Below are 19,004 nucleotides of genomic sequence, written 5' to 3'. Positions count from 1 at the left end.
TTACCGCCGCGCTATCAGGCCCGCAACGGCCTCACCCACCTGTGTGGTGTTGGCCGTGCCGCCCAGGTCGGGGGTGCGCGGCCCGCTCTTGATCACCTCTTCGATGGCTGTGACGATGGCGTCGTGTGCCTGCCGGCCCGCGCCCTGGCCCCCGGTGAGAAAGTCCAGCATCAGCGCGCCCGACCAGATCATGGCAATCGGGTTGGCGATGTTCTTGCCATAGATGTCCGGTGCCGAGCCGTGCACAGGCTCGAACAGGCTGGGGAACTTGCGCTCGGGGCTCAGGTTGGCCGAGGGCGCCAGGCCGATGGTGCCGGTGGTGGCCGGGCCCAGGTCACTGAGGATGTCGCCAAACAGGTTGGTGGCGGCCACCACGTCAAAGCGGCCGGGTTGCAGCACAAAGCGGGCGGTGAGGATGTCGATGTGCTGCTTGTCGAGTGTGACCTCGGGGTAGCCCTTGGCAACATCATCGGCGCGCTGGTCCCACCAGGGCATGCTGATGGCGATACCGTTGCTCTTGGTGGCCAGCGTGACGTGCTTTTTGGGACGGCTCTGGGCCAGGTCAAAGGCGAACTTCAGCAGGCGGTGGGCGCCGTGGCGCGAGTAGACCGATTCCTGGACCACGATCTCGCGGTCGGTACCCTCGTACATGATGCCGCCGAGCGACGTGTATTCACCCTCGGTGTTCTCGCGCACGACGTAGTAGTCGATGTCGCCGGGCTTGCGGCCGGCCAGCGGGCAGGGCACGCCTTCAAACAGGCGCACGGGGCGCAGGTTGATGTACTGGTCAAACTCGCGGCGGAACTTGAGCAGTGAGCCCCACAGCGAGATGTGGTCGGGCACGGTGGCGGGCCAGCCGACCGCGCCGAAGAAGATGGCGTCCATGCCCGCCAGCTTGGCCTTCCAGTCGTCGGGCATCATCTTGCCGTGGGCCGCGTAATAGTCGCAGCTGGCCCACTCGAACGTGTGCAGCTCCAGCCCCAGCCCGAACCGTTCTGCGGCCGCCAGGGTGGCGCGCAGGCCTTCGGGCATCACTTCCTTGCCAATGCCGTCTCCGGCGATGACGGCAATGCGATAGGTTTTGGTGGCGGGCAGGTTCATGGTGTGAAGCAGGTGGGTGAGGAATGGGAGAGCGCCGCCGATGCAAGGGGCGCGGTTGCACCGCATTATCCGAGCGCCAACGATAACTACAATCCGCCAACCGTAGCCTCATCCTTCACACATCGTGCATAAAAACCCTGCCGCCGACGACTTGCGCGTGTTCGCTGCGGTGGTGCGCAAGTCCAGCTTTGGCGCCGCCGCCATCGAGCTCGGCACCTCACCGGCTTACGTGAGCAAGCGCATCCGCCTGCTGGAGCAGGATCTGCAGGTGAGGCTGCTGCACCGCACCACCCGCCGCGTGGCGGTGACGGAGGAGGGTGAGCGCGTTTTCCACTGGGCGCAGCGCATCCTGGACGATATGGAGCAGCTGCTGCAAGAGGTCGCCATCACCCGCAGCGCACCGCGCGGGCTGCTGCGCGTGAGCAGCAGCTTCGGCTTTGGGCGGCAGATCGTGGCGCCTGCGCTGTCGCGGCTGGTGGAGCAGCACCCCGGCCTGCAGGTGCGGCTGGAGGTGTTCGACCGGCTGGTGGACGTGGCGGGCGAGGGTTTTGACCTGGATGTGCGCGTGGGCGACGAGATTGCGCCACACCTCATCGCGCGCCGCCTTGCCGACAACCACCGCGTGCTGTGTGCAGCGCCCGCCTACCTGCAGCGCAAGGGCGCTCCGCGCACGGTGGCGGACCTGGCTGCGCATGACTGCCTGGTGATCAAGGAGCGCGACCACCCGTTTGGCGTGTGGCGCCTGCGCAGCGGCGCGCAGGAAGAATCGGTGAAGGTGCGCGGCCCGCTGTCGGCCAACAACGGCGAGATGGCCGTGCAGTGGGCGGTGGACGGCCGCGGCATCGTGCTGCGCTCGCTGTGGGATGTGGGCGCGCAGCTGCAGGCCGGGCGCCTGGTGCAGGTGCTGCCGCAGTGGCGGCAGGAGGCCAATGTGTGGGCCGTGTATCCCACGCGGCTGGAGCGCTCTGCCAAGGTGCGCGTGTGCGTGGAGTTCCTCCAGGAGCACTTTCGCGCCGGGTGGATGGCGCAGGCGGCGGGCAATGAGGGTGCCGGTGACAACGGCGCAGTTTGAAGCAAAAATAGCTGCTGGCGCTTATCTGGTAAGCGTAAGCAGCTATTAAAATGATACTAACCGCACGGCAGGCCGTAGTGCGGCCCGCGGGTTGGCGTTAACGGGGTTTGGTCGTTGGCGGATCAGCCTGCCAGCGCCGCCTTCACCGCGGCCGAAACCTGGCCCAAGTCGGCTTTGCCTGCCAGGCGGGTCTTGACCACGCCCATCACCTTGCCCATGTCGCCAGGGCCTGCGGCGCCCAGCTCGGCCACGATGGCTTTCACCGCGGCCAGCGTTTCTTCGGCAGACATGCGCTCGGGCAGGTAGGCCTGCAGCACGGCCATCTCGGCCTTTTCCTTGTCGGCCAGGTCCTGGCGGCCCGCGCCTTCAAACGCTGTGATCGAGTCCTTGCGCTGCTTGATGAGCTTGTCCACGATGGCCACGACGGCCACGTCGTCCAGTTCGATGCGCTCGTCCACTTCCTTTTGCTTCATCGCGGCCTGCAGCAGGCGGATGGTGCCCAGGCGCTCGCTGTCCTTGGCGCGCATGGCGGTCTTCATGTCTTCGGTGATTTTTTCCTTGAGGCTCATGGCAGCTTCCTTTTTTTGATCAAGCAGAGAAGGAGGGTTTGCACAAAGCCCCTCTGGCCAGGCGCAGCGCCGCAGACAGTAGTTTCGCTACGGCAAGGCGCTGCAACGACGCCAGATAGCCTTTTGGCAGACCCGAAAAAACAAAAACCCGCGCTTGGCGTCCCTAGCGCGGGTTCTGGGACCCAAGCAAAAGGCTCGGGGCCGAAGATAGATCAGTACATCTTCTTGGGCAGTTGCATGCTGCGAACGCGCTTGTAGTGGCGCTTCACGGCGGCCGCCTTCTTGCGCTTGCGCTCGGCGGTGGGCTTTTCGTAGAACTCGCGGGCGCGCAGGTCGGTCAGCAGGCCGAGCTTTTCAATGGTGCGCTTGAAGCGGCGGAGGGCAACGTCAAAGGGTTCGTTTTCTTTTACGCGGATCGTAGTCATTAGCTAATGTTTTCCAAATGGTGCCTGCAGAGGGGCTTGGGGAGATCGGGCCTCAAGTCCGTACGAAGCGGTTTCCCCGTCTGTAACTAGTATTTGGCCGACGGGGCATTGCCAGCAAAGCCGGAGATTATAGCGGTTTATCCGTTATGGCTGTGCAGCATCCGGTCGCAAAACATTAAAAATAGCGGCAATGGTTATGGAAAATAGTTATTTGAAAAACATTGTTACTACGTTGTCATCCAGCCGTGAGAGCTCTCCAGCGCTTCCTAGAATGCTCATCTTTTGTTTCATTTGGTGAATTCAATGGATCCTTGTAAGTGGGCCTAGCTGACTGCCCTCATGATGAGTGTGAGTGCACTCAGCGCCTGTGGCGGCAGTGCGTCGGACGAGTCGCCTTCCGCGCCCCCGGTGCAGATCATTCCGCCCGTTCAAAACGTACCCGTGCAGCCTCCCCCGTCGCCAGTTCCCGACACAACCGCTCCGACGGTGCCCGCACCCACGCCGACGCCAGGCTATCCCTATCATCCCGACCATCCTCACCCTGAGCCAGAACTGCCAAGTGAGCAGCCTCCGCCTCCGCCGCCCACACCCGCGCCGCCTCCGCCGCCCACACCCGCGCCGCCTCCACCGCCCACACCCGCGCCGCCTCCACCGCCAACCACTGCCTATCCGGAGCCAGTGGGCGGAAAATTCACACCTATTGATGCGCTTGGCTTCTATGACAAGGACAGAAATAGGAGCTCGCGCAGCGTGCGTAACGACCTGGGCGGCACTTTTCCGGCCATGGTGCAGTTCGCCCAGAGTCACACCGTGGACCCATCCGGCAACGAAGCCCGCCAGATGCCACGCCTGACGGCACAGCGCGAGGCGCTGCTGATGATTACGCCTGACGCTTCGCTAGGTGAGGTGGATGGGGTGAAGGTCATGGTGGTCCTGAACGGTCAATCAAAAGGCACACTTACCCTGCGTCACCCCAATGAGATCCCGCGCTCGGACTATGTCAGCAACGCACGTGCGGACTATGTCTATTCGCGCCGTGCCTGGAGCGTTGCCCTGCCTTGGGATTGGGTGCAGCCAGGCATGGAGCTTCGCGTGACCGACAGCCGGGGACGTACCGGCACTCTGGCTGCCAGCGCCATCGATTTCGCGGCCCCTGCCGAACTGGTAGTGCACAGCGTCCGCCTGGGCATGCTCACCGACCCGCCTGTCAACAACAGCGGTGGTCATTGGTTCCGCACGAATCCCGCTGAAGCAGCGACAGACTACCTCCAGACCATTCCCGCCGCACGCATAACCGCTGCCTACTATGAGGACGTAAAGCTGACCCGCGTCATGGTGGCCAGCGGCGTTATTTACGATACGGCGAGCGCCGTCAACGGTGATGTGTACAGCGGCGACATGCGCGAGAACACGGCAAAATCCACATTCAGTGTCGGGATCAACTTGGCCAACTGGGGTGTGACAAGCTCCGGCATGCAGTCGCAGCAGCAACCGCAGGTGACGCAAAGCGTGGTTATCCACCACGCGCGCGGTGTGTATGCCAATGGGGTGCAAAACCATGGCCTGAGCGGCGGCAACAGTATCCTGACGCTCAGCACAAGTCGTGGCAACGAGTTCAGCCATGAGATCGGCCATCACTACGGCCTGGGCCACTACCCTGGCCAGAACGGCAACGACTACTTCTGGGCCGGACACCATCACGACAGTGGCTGGGGCTATATCGGTTACCGCAAGCGCATGCGCGCCAACATCCACTGGACGCGCGGCAAGAACGACGGCTTGTCCGGCATGCCCGTGCTGGACGATACGTACAGTTTCAACACTGATTCCATGGCAGGTGGCCACTACGCTAGCAGTTTGTCCCAGTACGCGCACTACACGGGGTACAGCACCAGGAACAGGATCCAGCCTAGTTTGGACAAGCCTGTACCCGCTCCTGCAACGGCCACCGGCTACGTGAAGTGGAATGCCGATACCCGCACGATGGAACCCGTTGCGCCCAGCGTGCCCAATCAGAACACTGTCTGGTTCAACAGCGCAAACGGCAAGTTTCTCGCGCCGCGGCTGCACGGAGTTCCCGTGATCACCCTGCTGGGTGGCTACGATCCGGAAACGGGCAGTGCGTTGATCTACCCTGCCCTGCGTGGCAATTGGGGAAATGTATTTAATCTGCCAGCGACCGCCGCCAGTGCTGGCGAGCCACGCGAGTGCTGGCTGACCGTCGCTTTCGCCAGTGGCGCGCAGCAGCGCATCGCACTGGCGGGCAAGCGCATGCAGGCTGGTTTGGTCAACAAGTTGCATGTGAATCTGGCCCAAAGTGAGCTACCCTCGCAGGCTAAGCTGCAATGCCAGGCACCAGGCCAGCCCGCGCAGCAGCTGTACACGCTGGAGATCCCCCAAAACCTGCCTGCAATGCCTGCGCCCGTCGTAGTGGGCAAGGAGGCGGGTTATTCCGCGCTGCGCCAGGCCGAGCTGCCGCAGCTGGATACCGCGTTGCAGGGGTTGGCTGGCAAGAACGTACTGGCGCTATCTGGCAATGCGCAGCTGCTGTTCGAAAGCTGGGGAGACAGCCCAGTGGGTCTGGCGGGTGCGGCCGACGTACAGCGGGTTCGCTACGCCCAGCAGCAGGAGCAGGCGCTGCGTCTGAACCGCTGGATCAGTACCTATGCCGGTGCACTGGACGCTGGTGTGCCAGAAGCACAGAGTGCGCTGCGCTCCTTCGTTCGCACACTGGGTCTGGACGATGGGAAGCCCATCGTTCCCACCGGCCAAACCATCACCATGCCTGGGGGCCAATGCATCCAGAAAGTGGGCGACAGCGTACGCATTGCAGCCAAGGCGTTGTGCTCGGGCGGTGTCGAGGAGCAGTGGGTGCTGGACGGGCGCGGTAGCATCCGCAGCCGTGCCGAGCTGGAGCTGTGTCTGACCGACCAGGGTGGCAGCAACCCAGTGCGTCTGACGGCGTGCGACCTGCGCCGTGACGAGCAGGTGTGGGACGTCAGCGTCCCGAAGCGCATCGCACGCGGCAACCGCTGCATGGACTTGAACACCGGCAGACTGACTAACGATCTCGGCACACTGATCACCTACAACTGCACGGGTGGGGTCAACCAGCAGTGGAGTGGTCTGGTCATGAGTGACAGTCTGGCGCTGGCCCTGGCCAGTGGCGCGAACGTGATACGGCTGGAAAAGGCCGTGACGGCAGCGCGTTGAGCGCCGCTGGCGGCAGGTAGTTTTCCTTGCCTGCTGTCAGCAAGCTGGTGGTCAGTGCGAGCTTGGAAGTCCTTGCGCACACGCATGCGCACTGGCCCAGGCCCACTGAAAGTTATAGCCGCCCAGCCACCCGGTCACATCCACCACCTCGCCAATGAAGTACAGGCCGGGCTGCGTCTTGCACTCCATGGTCTGCTGCGACAGCGCCTTGGTGTCCACGCCGCCCAGCGTGACCTCGGCCTTTTTGTAGCCCTCGGTGCCCGTGGGTGTGAGCTCCCAGCGCGCCAGTTGCTCGGCCAAGCGCGCCAGGGCTTTGTCCGATGCCTCGTTGATGGGGCGCTGCCAATCCGCCTCGCGGCTGGCCCAGGCATCGGCCAGGCGGCTCGGGACCAGCGTGGCCAGCTCGTTGGCGATCAGCTTGCGCGAGCGGGCCTTGCCCTGGGCCAGCGCAGTGGGCAGATCTGCCGTGGGCGCGAGGTTGATGGCCAGCGGCGTGCCTTCCTGCCAGTAGCTGGAGATCTGCAGCACTGCCGGGCCCGACAGGCCGCGGTGGGTGAACAGCAGGTCTTCGTCGAAGGCCATACGGGCTTTCTTGGCTCCGGTGCTGATTTGCACCGGAAGCGCCAAGCCCGCGAGTTGCGCATACGGCGCCCAACCCGTGCCATCAAAGGTCAGCGGCACCAGGCCCGGGCGCCGCTCGACCAGCGGGATATTGAACTGTAGTGCCAGCCGGTAGCCAAAGTCGGTGGCGCCGATCTTGGGGATGGACAGCCCACCCGTGGCAATGACCACCGAGCGGGCCTGCACCGTGCCGCGCTCAATATCAATTCGATAGCTGCTGGCGCTTTCTGGATAAGCGCCAGAGGCCAAAAAGGCTATATTTTTGACCCTGCAGGGCTGCCAGTGCGTCACCCCGCCCGCCGCGCACTCGGCCAGCAGCATGGCAATGATGTCCTCGGCCGAGCGGTCGGCAAAGAGCTGGCCCTTGTGCTTTTCGTGAAACGGGATGCCGTGCTTTTGCACCAGCGCAATGAAGTCGGAGGGCGTGTAGCGCGACAGCGCCGAGCGGCAGAACTGCGGGTTCTGTCCCACAAAGTGCTTGTGTGGCGCGGCCGGGTCCAGGTCGCGGTTGGTGAAATTGCAGCGCCCGCCGCCCGAGATGCGGATCTTCTCGGCCACCTTGTCGGCGTGGTCGATAAGCAGGACCTTCAGCCCGCGCTGGCCCGCCTGGCCCGCGCAGAACAGGCCGGCCGCACCGGCGCCGATGACAACGGCGTCAAAGAATGGGGGAGTCATGGGCAGGGCGCATCGAGAGGGCAAAGGCGCCGATTGTGACGCGTTCACGGGCCTTGCCGGTGACGTGCCCCGGGCAGGGCGGTGCGCAACGGGCGCAGACCTTGGGGTTCGGACGTTGCCGTTGCGGACACCATAATGACCTGGCAGCCTGCACGGCGGCCCAGCGGGCACATCAGCCCCCCGGCCCGGGCCGGGAGCGGGCCCAAAGCTCGCCGCCAAGCGGCCCTGCAAACACACACCCGACAACGCACAGACCCACGGACCCATGGAAAACCTCACCCAGATCCTCTTGCTGCTTGGCGTTGCCATTGCCGTGGTGGTGGTTTTCCAGCGGCTGCACGTTCCCACCAGCCTGGGCTACCTGCTGGTGGGCTTCATTCTCGGGCCGCACACCCTGGGCCCCACGGTGTCGGTGCCCGCCTTTGACGCCATTGCCGAGTTTGGCGTGGTGTTCCTGCTCTTCACCATCGGGCTCAATTACTCGCTGCCCCAGTTGCAGATCCTGCGGCACCAGGTGCTGGGCCTGGGAACGGGGCAGGTGGTGCTGACTACCGTGCTGGTCGGGGGCATCTGCTGGCTGGCGGGCCTGCCAGCGCCGGCTGCCTTTGTGTTTGGCGCCGTGTTTGCCCAGTCGTCCACCACCATCATCGGCAGCCTGCTGGCCGAGCGGGGCGAGGACAACACCCAGCACGGGCGCCTGGGGCTGGCGATGTCGGTGTTCCAGGATGTCACCGCCGTGCCTTTTCTCGTCATCATCCCGGTGCTGGGCACCTCGGTGGCTGCGGCCGCCCTGGCCGCAACGCTGGGTTGGGCGCTGGCCAAGGCCGTGCTGGCGTTTGCCCTGGTGTTCTTTGCCGGGCGGTGGTTGCTGCGGCCGCTCTTTCATTGGGTGTCCGAGCGCAGGTCGGTGGAGGCCTTCACCCTGGCTGTGCTGCTGGTGGCGCTGTTTGCGGCCTGGACCACGCAAAGCCTGGGCCTGTCGCTGGCGTTTGGCGCTTTCCTGGCGGGAATGATGCTGGGCGAGACAGAGTTCCGCCACCAGGTGGAGTCCAGCGTGCGCCCGTTTCGCGATGTGCTGCTGGGGCTGTTCTTCATCGGCATCGGGATGCGGTTTGATCCCGCCGCCATCGTGCCGATCTGGCAGTGGGCGGTGCTGGGGGCCTTGCTGCTGCTGGCCAGCAAAACCCTGATCGTGGCGGCCACGGTGCGCCGCATGGGGGTGGAGCCGCAGGTGGCGTGGCGCACGGGCCTGCTGCTGAGCGTGGGCGGCGAGTTCGGCCTGGCGCTGGTGGCCATCGCGCTGGATGCGCGTGTTTTCGACGAGCAGCTGGGGCAGATTGCCATCACCTCCGTGCTGATTTCCATGGTGCTGGGCGCACTGCTGATCCGGTTCAACGGGGCCATCGCCGCGCGCCTGGCCGCGGATTCGGGCTCCGACGCGCCACCCCCGGCAGGCTTGCCCGATTCGGCCACGCCCCAGGTCATCATTGGCGGCTACGGGCGTGTGGGGCACACGGTGGCGGTGCTGCTGGAGGCCAGCGGCGTGCCCTACATTGCGCTCGACACCGACCCCAAACGGCTGGCCCAGGGCCGCGCGGATGGCCATGCGGTGGCGTATGGCGACATTTCCGACCCGGAACTGCTGGCGGCCATCCATGTAGAACGCGCCGCGTTGCTGGTGATCACGGTGGACCGTCCGGAAGCGGCCCTGAAGGCCATCGACTACCTGCGGCGCGCCTGCCCCCAGGTGCCCGTCATCGCCCGTGCCCGCGACCTGGAGAGCAGCAGCCGGCTGCTGCAGGCCGGTGCCGTGCACGCCTACCCCGAGACCATCGAGGCCAGCCTGCGCCTGGGTGCTGCAGCGTTGCACCTGTTGAACAAGCCGACCCCCGAGATTGACGAGGTGCTGCAAGGGGTGAGGGACATGGGCTACCGGCCCGTGCTGGAGCCCGGCGAAAAGGGGTGACTGCCATCGGGCCGGCAGTGTGTGGCAGATTGCTATCAAAATAGTAGCTGTTTGCGCTTTATGGATAAGCGCCAGGTGCCAAAAAAGTGTGTAGTTTTGACTGGGGACAGCACCTTCGCAGCCTGCTGGCCCAGGGGAGTGGGGCGCGGTAGCATGCGCCATCCGCCTGTCTGAGGAAACCCGCTCATGAACCCTATCCGCTGTGCCGTTTTCGCTGTGCTCTGGGGCTGCCTGGCCCCGGCCTGGGCCGTCCACAAATGCACCGACGCCCAGGGCAAGGTCTCGTTCCAGGATGCTCCATGCCCGGGCCAGGGCGAGAAAGTGGATGTGCGCCCTGCCATGCAGGGTGCTACCCCCGTGCCGCCCCCCGCTTCCACCGCGAAGGAGGGCGCCTTTGGCCCATCGTGGCAGCGCAAGCACTATCTGGAGAGCCAGGGCGTGCCCCAGGCACGCGCGGCCGTGCAGCGCAGCGAGCGCGAATGTACCGGGCCGCCTGCCGAGGCGGTCGCCCAGGCGGGCCCGCTGCGGCGCACGCTGCCGTCCGGATCCCAGTTCGCGCAGGAACGCGCGGCCGATGCCAACAAGGACAAGGCCGCGTGCGATGCCCGCACGCAGGAGCTGCGCAACCAGCTCAAGGCGCTGGAAGAGGAGTTGAGCTCTCTGTAAACGGCCCCGCGCGGCGTGGGCGCCTATTGCAGGTAGACGCCCCCCGAGCCCACCACCGCAATGTCCACAAAGTTGGAGCCGTGGTGGTTCTGCGGGCTGAACTGGTAGGTGTAGCCGCCCAGGTCGAGCGTGCCCAGGCCTTCCATGGCCTGTACCAGGCTTGCGCGTGTCACGCCGGGGCCTGCAGCGCGCAGGCCTTCGATCAGCACGCGTGCGTCCATGTAGCCGGTGTAGCGGTCGTAGTCCGCAGGTTTGCCATGGCGCTTCATGGACGCCTGGAAATCGCGGGTCAGCTGGATGGTGGGCTTGGTGGGCGATGGCCCGGTGCGCGCCACGGCCAGTCCGCGCGCTTCTTCGCCCAGCGCCTTGAGCACGGCCGAGCCTGCGCCCAGCGACAGCGTGTACACCGGCACACCAAGGTGGGCGCGGTTGGCCTTCACATAGGCCACCACCGGTGGGCCCGCTGCCACCAGCAGCACGGCCTGCGGCTTTTGCGCCGCGAGCGTTTTGGCGGCTGCGGCGGCGTCCTCTCCGGTGGGGGCCAGGGCGTGGGAGCCGGCCAGCGACGCGCCTTCGGCCGTGATGGTTTTCTCCACCAGCGGCAGCAACAGCTTGCCGAAGTCGTTGTTCTCATAGACCACCGCGATGCGCGAGGTCTGGACTGCCACCAGGTTGCGCACGATCTTCACCAGCTCGTCCGCATAGCTTGCGCGGGTGGTGAACAGATAGGGATGTTGCTGCGCGCGTATCGCCGGGCTGCCGGTGTACACGCCGATCAACGGCAACTTGGCCTCGACCAGGTAGGGCAGCAACGCCATGACCTGCGAGGTGCCTGACACACCCAGCAGGGCCACCACGCCGTCTTTCTCGCTCAGTTGCCGGGCATTTTCCAGGGTGCGGCGCGGGTCGAATCCGTCATCCAGCGACACGATGCGGATCTTGCGCCCGCCAATGCCCCCTTTGGCGTTGGCGTCCTCGATGGCGGCCTCCTGACCTTCGTGCACGGGCGCGAGAAAGGGCGCCATGCCACCCGACAAGGCGGTGGAGCGGCCGATGAGGATGTCGTTTTTGCCGACAGCGGTCTGGGCGCCCGCAGGCAGCGCGCCAAAGACCGCGAGGCCCGCCATCGCCTGCACCAGGCTGCGGCGGCGTGTCAGTGCGGGGTGTGAGCCGCTGGGTTGGGCATTGTGTTTCGTCATCAGTCAGCTCCTGGAGGGGGTATCGGCTTGGCGCGATGGTAGGAGCGCATCGTTGCACGTCCCTGAGGGTTAACACCGGGGATGCGTCAAGTTAGAGACAGATGCCTACGCCTACCCTTCTCTACCCCTTCCACGTGAACGGGAACTTGAACTGCCGGATGAACCCGTTGGGCACGTAGTCGCCCAGCACGCCATATTTTTCGGGCCAGAGCTTGGTGCTCTGGACGGCCGTGCCAAACAGGTAGTCCAGGAAGGCGAAATGCGCGGCGTAGTTCTTGTCCAGCGCTTCCTGGTCCTGGCTGTGGTGCCAGTGGTGAAAGTTGGGCGTGACCAGCACGTAGCGCAGCGGCCCCAGTCGCACGCTCACGTTGGCGTGGTTGAACACGGCCTGAAAGCCCACGATCACGATGTACGCATCGATCACTTCCTTGCTGAAGCCCAGCACGTAGATGGGCGCCAGCACCAGCGTGCGGGTGATGATGAGTTCCAGGATGTGCTGGCGGGAGCCGGCCATCCAGTCCATGCTTTTGACGCTGTGGTGCACCGCGTGCAAACGCCACAGCAGCGGCACCTCGTGGTAGGCGCGGTGCGTCCAGTACTGCACCAGGTCGGCCACCAGCACGATGAGGAACAGCGCCACCCAGAAGTTCAGCCCCTGCACCCAGCCGCGAATGCCATCGCTGGCGGCCCAGCCAAAGAACTTGTGCACCAGCAGGTTGGTGGCCAGCAGCACAAAGCCCACCACCATGTGGTTCACGATGAAGTGGTGGAAGTCGGTCTGCCACTCGGCGCGGAACACGGGCTGGTCCTTGCGCAGTGCCCACAGCTTCTCGATGAAGATGAAGATCAGCGAGCTGCCCAGCAGGTCCAGGATGAACCAGTCCAGGCCGATGTACAGCGTGTCATCCGGAAAGTTCGGGTCCACCTCCACCTTGTGGCCCCCCAGCAGCGCCGCCAGCACCACCATCGCGAAGGCAAAGCTTGCCAGCCAGCGCGACCGGTTGAACAGGATGTTGACCAGCGAAATGCCTCCGGCTACGGCCATGGCCACCAGCAAAATGTTGCGGATCACCGCCACGTCATAGCTCTTGCGCAGCTGCGGCGTGGTCAGGTATTCCGGAAAATGAAATGCCAGTACACCCAGAAAGCACAGCACGGCCAGCGTAAGCGCAATCACCCCAGACACCAGGCCTCGCCCGCGCCGCAGCGCGCCATGGCTTTCGGTGAACTCATTGAGCTTGTCGATTTCGAGCATGGTTTCTCCTGCGGCCTCCACCGCTGCATTTTTATGAAAAAGACCTTGTACCGGCCCTGGTCGCGGGAGTGTAGCGGGCCTGCCCGTGGCGTCCGCCTGGCGGGCCGACCCCTAAAATTGCAGCATGAACATCCCTGCCCACCAACTCAGCATGACGGTGCTGATGTCCCCCGACATGGCCAACTTTTCAGGCAATGTGCATGGCGGCGCCATCCTCAAGCTGCTGGACCAGGTGGCCTATTCCTGCGCAAGCCGCTACTCCGCGTGCTATGTGGTGACGCTGAGCGTGGACCAGGTGATGTTCCTGCAGCCCATCCATGTGGGCGAACTCGTGACCTTCCTGGCCAGCGTGAACTACACCGGTACGTCGTCCATGGAAGTGGGCATCAAGGTGGTGGCCGAAGACATCCGGTCGCAGGTGGTGCGGCACGTGAACAGCTGCTTCTTCACGATGGTGGCGGTGGACGAAGCGCGCAAGCCTGTGCAGGTGCCGCCGCTTCACCCGGCCACGCCCGACGAACGCCGCCGCTGGGATGCGGCGCTGCTGCGAAAGGCCTTGCGCAAGGAGCTGGCAGAGCGTTTTGCGCAGGTGCGCGAGTCGCCTGGGCCGTAAGAACACCCCGCGCTCTCGATCTCAGCCCCTGCGCACTGCCCGCTGGGGTGCCTCCATCGGGTGCGCCGCCGCCGCAACACCCCGCACCACGTCGCCCACCACGATCACAGACGGACTGGCAAGGCCTTCGCGGGTGATGGTGCCGTGCAGGTCACCCAGGGTGGTGATGGCATGCCGCTGCTGGGGCAGGCTGGCGTGCTGGACGATGGCCACGGGCGTGCTGGCGGGAAGGCCGGTGAGCAGCTCCTGCTCGATGGTGGCGGCGCCGCTCACGCCCATGTAGATGACGAGCGTGAGCTTGGCGTCGCGGGCCGTGGCGGCCAGCTGGCGCCAGTCGGTGCCCGCGTCGCCGGGCTTGGCGTGGCCGGTAACAAACACCACGCCATGGGCATGCTCGCGGTGCGTGAGCGGGGCGCCCAGCGATGTCAGGCCCGCAAGGCCCGCCGTGACGCCGTTGACCACGGTGACGGGCACGCCCGCTGCGCGCAGGTGCTCCACCTCTTCACCACCCCGGCCAAAGATGAACGGGTCGCCACCCTTGAGGCGCACCACGTTCTCGCCTTCGTTCACGGCCATCAGCATCAGCTTTTCGATGAAGGCCTGCGGCGTGCTCTTGCAGCCACCGCGCTTGCCCACGTAGACGATACGCGCCGTGGGCGATGCATGCGCCACGATGGCATCGCTCACCAGGTCATCCACCAGCAGCACGGTGGCGGCCTGGATGGCCTTGAGCGCCTTGATGGTGAGCAGCTCCGGGTCGCCCGGGCCGGCGCCCACCAGCGTGCAGCTGCCGCCCGTGCCCAGATGGGGTTTGGCAGGCGGCAGTGTGTTGTCGGCTGTGGTGCGGCTCATGGCGATGTCTCCGAAACGGTTTGATCGGCAAGATGCAAGATATGTTCCACCTGCCGCTGGATGGCCGGTGGAATCGGCAATTCACCCGCGAGCACACGGCGCGTGTACGTCGCCGTGGTAGCAATGTCAATCTCGGCCGGCAGTCCCGGCACCTCGCTGGCCGTGCCGGACTGCTGCGCCTCCAGCACCGTGTGTTCGCCGCGTACAAAGCCGTCGTAGCGGGGCGTGCGGCGCGGGTCCGTGGCGACTTCGCCCTCCAGCCCGCGCGAGAGCAATGCGTTCATGCCCAGGGTGTGAAAGGTGGTCTGCAGCATCTCGAAATACTCGGGATGGGTGTAGGCCGTGACCACCACCGACGGCCCCGCGCACGGGTTCATCAGCTTGACCACGCTGTGCCCCGGGTTGCGCAGGCCTACCACCTCGCGCACGGCCAGCAGGCGGGCCAGGCCGGGGTGCAGGTGCTGGGTGTGGATGTGGCGTACCCTGCCATTTGCTATTATTTCAGGAGCTGTCAGCGCAGGTGTGCCAAGCGCCAGAAGCACATCCGATGCCAAAACCCGCCGCGCCTCGGTGCGCATGCCGTGCAGCAGCACGGGCAGGCCTTCGCGCGCCAGCAGCAGCGCCAGCAGGGGCGTGAGCACCGGCAGCTTGCGCGCGCCGTTGTAGCTGGGCAGCACGATGAGTGGGCGGTCGGTGGCGGGCAGCAGCGCCAGGCGGCTGTGCGTGGCATCCAGAAAGCCGCACATCTCCTCGGCCGTCTCGCCCTTGATGCGCATGGCCAGGCAGAACGCGCCGATCTCCAGATCGGACACGGCGCCGTCCAGCACCTGGCCGAACAGGTCCATGGCCTGCTCGCGCGACAGCGGCTTGGCGCCGCGCGCGCCGCGGCCGATTTCCTTGATGTACTGGCTGATGCCCATGGTCTTTTGGTTTTGGTGGCGGGACTTGTAAAACAGGGCACCAGCGTCGTTGTTTCGGCTTGCCGTACAGGCGTACTGTCTGCGCCGAAAGCGCCTAGCTGGAGCCCTGTTGCACAAGTCCTGGTGGGGTTTGTTGGTCGGAAGGCTATTTTCCGGTAATCCAGACAACTTCTGGTTATATGGTGACGTGGGTTGCAGCAGGGGCAGCGGCCAGCGGCCCGGTGGCGCGCACCATGCGTTTGAGTTCGGGCAGGCACGATCCGCAGTTGGTGCCGCAGCGCAGCTTGCCTTGCAATTGGGCCAGGCGGTCGTCATCGGTGCCGTGGCAGTGCGCCAGTGTGCTGGTGATGGCCACATCGGTCACGTTGAAGCAGGTACACACCGTCTTGCCACGCGACTGCACGGCCACGGGGGCCTTGGCGCCGGGCACCAGCAGCAGGCGGCCGTAGGTCTGTGCGGGCAGTTCTTCCTGCAGCAAGGTCTTGAGCCAGCCTTCGGCGCTGGTGTCACCCGCCAGAACAATGGCTTCGAGCGTGGTGGTGTCCCCGTGGCGTGTCAGCCGTGCTGCGCGGCGCTGGCCGCGTTTTTTGTCGGCGTAGCGCAGGGTGTCTGTGGTGGTCAGGCCCATCAAGGCCTCAATGCGCTCGATCAGTGCATCCGGCGGCGCCTCGTGCGCGGCGGCGCGCAGCAGTACGCCGGTGCGTTCGCGGCCGGGTTCATCCAGCGGTGTGTTGTTGCTGAAGGGCACGCAGCTGGCAAACGGAAACTCCGCCATCAGGTTCGACAGCGCCTCGCGTGCCGACAGGGCGCCATTTGCGCCCTCGGCAGGCAGCCAGGCCATGGCCAGCAGCGTCCACGGCAGTTCGGCCTTGAGCACCTTGACGGCCGCGTGTTTCAGCTCGGGCTGTTTGGAGGTGGGGCAAAACGCTGAGGTGGTGAGCGCATTCACGCCCGCCAGCCGCTCGCCGGTGGAGGACACGCCGCTCAAAAATTCGCTGCCCCAGTGCATTGCCATGAACACCTGCGACAGGCCCAGCGTGGCATCGGCCTGCACGGGCACCACGATGGAGCCGCGTTTGCTGGTGAGATGCACCAGATCGCCCGTTTTTAGCCCGCGTCGGTCCATGTCCTGCGGGTGCATCTGTACGCTGGGTTCGGCCACATGGCCAAACAGCCGGCCCAGCGTGCCGGTGCGGGTCATGCCGTGCCACTGGTCGCGCAGGCGGCCGGTGGTCAGACTGAAGGGGTAGCGCGATTCGCGTTGTTCGGCCGTGGGTTGCCACGCGTGCGCGGCAAATCGGGCGCGGCCATAGGCGGTGGGGAAGACGCCGTCTTCGTACAGGCGGGCCTTGCCGGTGGTCGCATCGGCAACGAACGGCCACTGTTGCGGGCCCGCTGATTCGAGCAGGGCCCAAGACAGCCCGGTGATGTCCAGGTCGCGCCCGCGTGTACTTTCGCGGTGTTCGTTCCAGACCGCTTCGGCACCTGCATCGGCAGCGTCTGTGGCGTAGGGGAACAGCGTGGGTTGGCCGGGCCGCAGGCGTGCCTCCAGCTGGTGCGCAAACTGCACCGCAACGGCCCAGTCGTGCCGCGCCAGGCCGGGCGCGGGCACGGCGGGGCGCACGCGGGAGATGCGGCGCTCGCTGTTGGTCACCGTGCCGGTCTTTTCGCCCCAGGTGGTGGCGGGCAGCAGCAGGTCGGCATAGGCGCAGGTGGCTGCCGTGGCAAAGGCCTCTTGCACCACCACAAACTCGGCGCGCTGTAGCGCGCGGCGCACGGTGGCCTGGTCGGGCATGCTCTGCGCGGGGTTGGTGCAGGCAATCCACAGGGCCTTGATCTCGCCATCGGCGGCGGCCTGGAACATCTCCACCGCCGTCTTGCCGGGCTTGGATGGCACATCGGCCACGCCCCAGAGCGCGGCCACTTCGGCGCGGTGCTGGGGGTTGACCAGGTCGCGGTGGGCGCTGAGCAGATTGGCCAGGCCGCCCACCTCGCGCCCGCCCATGGCGTTGGGCTGGCCCGTCAGGCTGAAGGGGCCCGCGCCGGGCTTGCCGATCTGGCCGGTGGCCAGGTGCAGATTGATGAGCGTGGCGTTTTTGGCGGTGCCGCTGCTGCTTTGGTTGAGGCCCTGGCAGTACAGGCTGAGCGTGGCTTTCGAGGTGGCAAACCACTTTGCTGCAGTGGTGAGGTCGGCCACGGAGATGCCGCACACCTGTGCCGCGCGATCGGGCGTTGCTTCACGCACCAGGGCCTTGAGCTCGTCAAAGCCCGTGGTGTGCGCGCCGATGTAGCCCGCGTCGATCCAGCCTTCCCACAACATGATGTGCAGCATGCCGTTGAACAGCATCACGTCGCTGCCGGGCTGGATGGGCAGGAACAGATCGGCCATGCCGGCCGTGTCGGTGCGGCGCGGGTCGGCCACGATGACCTTCATGCCGGGGTTGGCGGCGCGTGCGTCTTCGATGCGGCGGAACAGGATGGGGTGCGCCCAGGCCGCGTTGCTGCCCACGATGAACAGGCACTGCGCGTGGTTCACGTCGTCGTAGCAGGCGGGCGGCGCGTCGGCACCCAGCGTTTGCTTGTAGCCGGCCACAGCGCTGCTCATGCACAGGCGTGAGTTGGTGTCGATGTTGTTGGTGCCGATCAGGCCCTTGGCCAGTTTGTTGAAGACGTAGTAGTCCTCGGTGAGCAACTGGCCGCTGACGTAGAAGCCCACGGCGTCGGGGCCGTGTTCACGGATGGTGGCGGCGAACCGGTCGGCCGCCAGGGTGAGGGCGGCGTCCCAGGTGATGGGCAGGGCGGCTGTTTTGGCGCTGCGCTGCGCGCGGTGCAGGGGGTGCAGCAGGCGGGTTTGCAGGGTGACCGGGCTTGTGGCGGTGAGGTGCAGGGTGGAGCCCTTGGTGCACAGGCGACCGAAGTTGGCGGGGTGGGTGGGGTCGCCGCGCACGCCGGTGATGTGTGCGCCTTTGGATTCGATGATCACGCCGCAGCCTACGCCGCAGTAGGGGCAGGTGGATTTGGTTTCTTGCATGGCGTGGTTTTAGATGTTTTTGGGGTCTAGCGCTCGTCTATAAAGCGCTGGTAGCTATTGTTTTTGTAGTGTTCGATCTTCCCGGGATCCGTTCGGGCTGAGCCCGTCGAAGCAGGCGCACTCCCCGACCCGTTCGGGCTGAGCTTGTCGAAACCTGGCGTGCTGGTTTGAAAAGCATGCTTGGGTTGTGGGCGGAGGCCGGGAGTCGCCCGGCGTGCGAGTAACTTTCTTTTGCTTCGCCAAAAGAAAGTCACCAAAGAAAAGGCGACCCCCAGTCTGCGACCCCTTCGCGGTGCGAAGGGGCGACCTGCGCCGGGGCGGTTGCGGGGTGCGCCGTGGAACTCGCTTTGCGCTGGCGCGCGCCGCTCGGACAACCACGGCGAGTCAGTTAACGAGGCATGGGCGCTCCGACGCCCATGCTCACCCCGCAACCGCCCCGCCGCAGGCGCATCCAGCAGGGGGGTGGACAGCCGAACATCCAGCAGCCGAACATCCACACGGGCCATCGCTGCGCTCGGCCCCACCTTGCGGGCGCAAGCGCCACGCGCTGCGCAGACTGGGCCGAGCGCAGCGATGGCCCGTGTGGATGTCCGCTTTTCGGGTTCCCTTCTGTGCGTGCCGAGAAGCGCAGGGCAGGGGGTGCATGCGTGTGCCGCAGGACACACGCATTTCGTGAACTGACTCACCGCAGTTGTTCGAGCGGAGCGCCGCAGGCGCGCAGCGAGTTCTGCGGTGGCACTCCCTGACCGAGCATCGCAGGTTGCCCCGTAGCGCAGCGAAGGGGACGCGCGCAGTAGGGTCGCTTTCTCTTTGGTGACTTTCTCTT

The 19,004-nt window shown here is 65.5% G+C and carries 14 protein-coding genes; 5 read left to right on the top strand and 9 right to left on the bottom strand.

The genetic code is table 11. From position 1 onward, the window contains the following. Entirely contained in the window at positions 1-1,101 is a 1,101-nt protein-coding gene (locus AAFF19_RS17045; protein WP_182120783.1) for a tartrate dehydrogenase, read from the bottom strand. A gap of 124 nt (positions 1,102-1,225) precedes the next feature. Here AAFF19_RS17045 and AAFF19_RS17040 point away from each other — a divergent pair, with 124 nt between their 5' ends. After that, positions 1,226-2,173, top strand: coding sequence for a LysR substrate-binding domain-containing protein (locus AAFF19_RS17040; RefSeq protein ID WP_182120782.1), 948 nt, complete (start codon positions 1,226-1,228; stop codon positions 2,171-2,173). Positions 2,174-2,295: 122 nt separating this feature from the next. Here the strand turns inward: AAFF19_RS17040 and AAFF19_RS17035 are convergent, their stop codons facing one another. Then, a complete protein-coding gene (locus AAFF19_RS17035; RefSeq protein ID WP_182120781.1) occupies positions 2,296-2,742 on the bottom strand; it encodes a GatB/YqeY domain-containing protein in 447 nt (148 codons plus the stop codon). A 212-nt stretch (positions 2,743-2,954) separates the two neighbouring features. Next, positions 2,955-3,167, bottom strand: coding sequence for a 30S ribosomal protein S21 (gene rpsU, locus AAFF19_RS17030; RefSeq protein WP_005799779.1), 213 nt, complete (start codon positions 3,165-3,167; stop codon positions 2,955-2,957). 750 nt (positions 3,168-3,917) lie between these two features. Between rpsU and AAFF19_RS17025 the strand changes: the two genes are divergently transcribed. After that, a complete protein-coding gene (locus AAFF19_RS17025) occupies positions 3,918-6,380 on the top strand; it encodes a M66 family metalloprotease (RefSeq protein ID WP_220459092.1) in 2,463 nt (820 codons plus the stop codon). A gap of 51 nt (positions 6,381-6,431) precedes the next feature. Here the strand turns inward: AAFF19_RS17025 and AAFF19_RS17020 are convergent, their stop codons facing one another. Further along, positions 6,432-7,676 carry an NAD(P)/FAD-dependent oxidoreductase gene (locus AAFF19_RS17020; RefSeq protein WP_182120779.1) on the bottom strand — a complete coding sequence of 415 codons (1,245 nt, stop codon included), beginning with the start codon at positions 7,674-7,676 and terminating at the stop codon, positions 6,432-6,434. 265 nt (positions 7,677-7,941) lie between these two features. Here AAFF19_RS17020 and AAFF19_RS17015 point away from each other — a divergent pair, with 265 nt between their 5' ends. Beyond that, positions 7,942-9,642, top strand: coding sequence for a cation:proton antiporter (locus tag AAFF19_RS17015; RefSeq protein WP_008907023.1), 1,701 nt, complete (start codon positions 7,942-7,944; stop codon positions 9,640-9,642). A 186-nt stretch (positions 9,643-9,828) separates the two neighbouring features. Continuing rightward, complete coding sequence (locus AAFF19_RS17010) at positions 9,829-10,308, top strand: DUF4124 domain-containing protein (protein WP_008907022.1); 480 nt, start codon at positions 9,829-9,831, stop codon at positions 10,306-10,308. 23 nt (positions 10,309-10,331) lie between these two features. Here the strand turns inward: AAFF19_RS17010 and AAFF19_RS17005 are convergent, their stop codons facing one another. After that, positions 10,332-11,507 carry an ABC transporter substrate-binding protein gene (locus AAFF19_RS17005; protein WP_008907021.1) on the bottom strand — a complete coding sequence of 392 codons (1,176 nt, stop codon included), beginning with the start codon at positions 11,505-11,507 and terminating at the stop codon, positions 10,332-10,334. A gap of 121 nt (positions 11,508-11,628) precedes the next feature. Then, complete coding sequence (locus AAFF19_RS17000) at positions 11,629-12,762, bottom strand: sterol desaturase family protein (protein WP_182120778.1); 1,134 nt, start codon at positions 12,760-12,762, stop codon at positions 11,629-11,631. Positions 12,763-12,886: 124 nt separating this feature from the next. On the opposite strand from AAFF19_RS17000, the gene AAFF19_RS16995 reads away from it, so the two are divergent. Beyond that, complete coding sequence (locus tag AAFF19_RS16995) at positions 12,887-13,375, top strand: acyl-CoA thioesterase (protein ID WP_182120777.1); 489 nt, start codon at positions 12,887-12,889, stop codon at positions 13,373-13,375. A 21-nt stretch (positions 13,376-13,396) separates the two neighbouring features. On the opposite strand, the gene cobA is transcribed toward AAFF19_RS16995, so the two are convergent. The 3 genes from cobA to AAFF19_RS16980 all read right to left on the bottom strand — a co-directional run bounded on the left by cobA (position 13,397) and on the right by AAFF19_RS16980 (position 18,178). Continuing rightward, positions 13,397-14,227: a uroporphyrinogen-III C-methyltransferase gene (cobA, locus tag AAFF19_RS16990; RefSeq protein ID WP_182120776.1), complete on the bottom strand. Its 831-nt coding sequence runs from the start codon at positions 14,225-14,227 to the stop codon at positions 13,397-13,399. Further along, positions 14,224-15,147: a DNA-binding protein YbiB gene (ybiB, locus tag AAFF19_RS16985; protein WP_182120775.1), complete on the bottom strand. Its 924-nt coding sequence runs from the start codon at positions 15,145-15,147 to the stop codon at positions 14,224-14,226. The genes cobA and ybiB overlap by 4 nt, the downstream gene beginning before the upstream one ends. 175 nt (positions 15,148-15,322) lie before the next feature. Beyond that, positions 15,323-18,178: a molybdopterin-dependent oxidoreductase gene (locus AAFF19_RS16980; protein ID WP_342720611.1), complete on the bottom strand. Its 2,856-nt coding sequence runs from the start codon at positions 18,176-18,178 to the stop codon at positions 15,323-15,325. Positions 18,179-19,004: the final 826 nt, after the last annotated feature.

It is taken from the genome of Acidovorax sp. FHTAMBA (assembly GCF_038958875.1).
Taxonomy (GTDB): Bacteria; Pseudomonadota; Gammaproteobacteria; order Burkholderiales; family Burkholderiaceae_C; genus Acidovorax.
Note: the sequence above shows the minus strand (reverse complement) of the source record. Positions and strands in the feature narration are given on the sequence as shown.

Coding starts and splice junctions, on each gene's coding strand:
- AAFF19_RS17000 (WP_182120778.1), bottom strand. CDS start 12,762: ATGCTCGAAATCGACAAGCTCAATGAGTTCACCGAAAGCCATGGCGCG.
- rpsU (WP_005799779.1), bottom strand. CDS start 3,167: ATGACTACGATCCGCGTAAAAGAAAACGAACCCTTTGACGTTGCCCTC.
- ybiB (WP_182120775.1), bottom strand. CDS start 15,147: ATGGGCATCAGCCAGTACATCAAGGAAATCGGCCGCGGCGCGCGCGGC.
- AAFF19_RS16995 (WP_182120777.1), top strand. CDS start 12,887: ATGAACATCCCTGCCCACCAACTCAGCATGACGGTGCTGATGTCCCCC.
- cobA (WP_182120776.1), bottom strand. CDS start 14,227: ATGAGCCGCACCACAGCCGACAACACACTGCCGCCTGCCAAACCCCAT.
- AAFF19_RS17005 (WP_008907021.1), bottom strand. CDS start 11,507: ATGACGAAACACAATGCCCAACCCAGCGGCTCACACCCCGCACTGACA.
- AAFF19_RS17015 (WP_008907023.1), top strand. CDS start 7,942: ATGGAAAACCTCACCCAGATCCTCTTGCTGCTTGGCGTTGCCATTGCC.
- AAFF19_RS17020 (WP_182120779.1), bottom strand. CDS start 7,676: ATGACTCCCCCATTCTTTGACGCCGTTGTCATCGGCGCCGGTGCGGCC.
- AAFF19_RS16980 (WP_342720611.1), bottom strand. CDS start 18,178: ATGCAAGAAACCAAATCCACCTGCCCCTACTGCGGCGTAGGCTGCGGC.
- AAFF19_RS17035 (WP_182120781.1), bottom strand. CDS start 2,742: ATGAGCCTCAAGGAAAAAATCACCGAAGACATGAAGACCGCCATGCGC.
- AAFF19_RS17010 (WP_008907022.1), top strand. CDS start 9,829: ATGAACCCTATCCGCTGTGCCGTTTTCGCTGTGCTCTGGGGCTGCCTG.
- AAFF19_RS17045 (WP_182120783.1), bottom strand. CDS start 1,101: ATGAACCTGCCCGCCACCAAAACCTATCGCATTGCCGTCATCGCCGGA.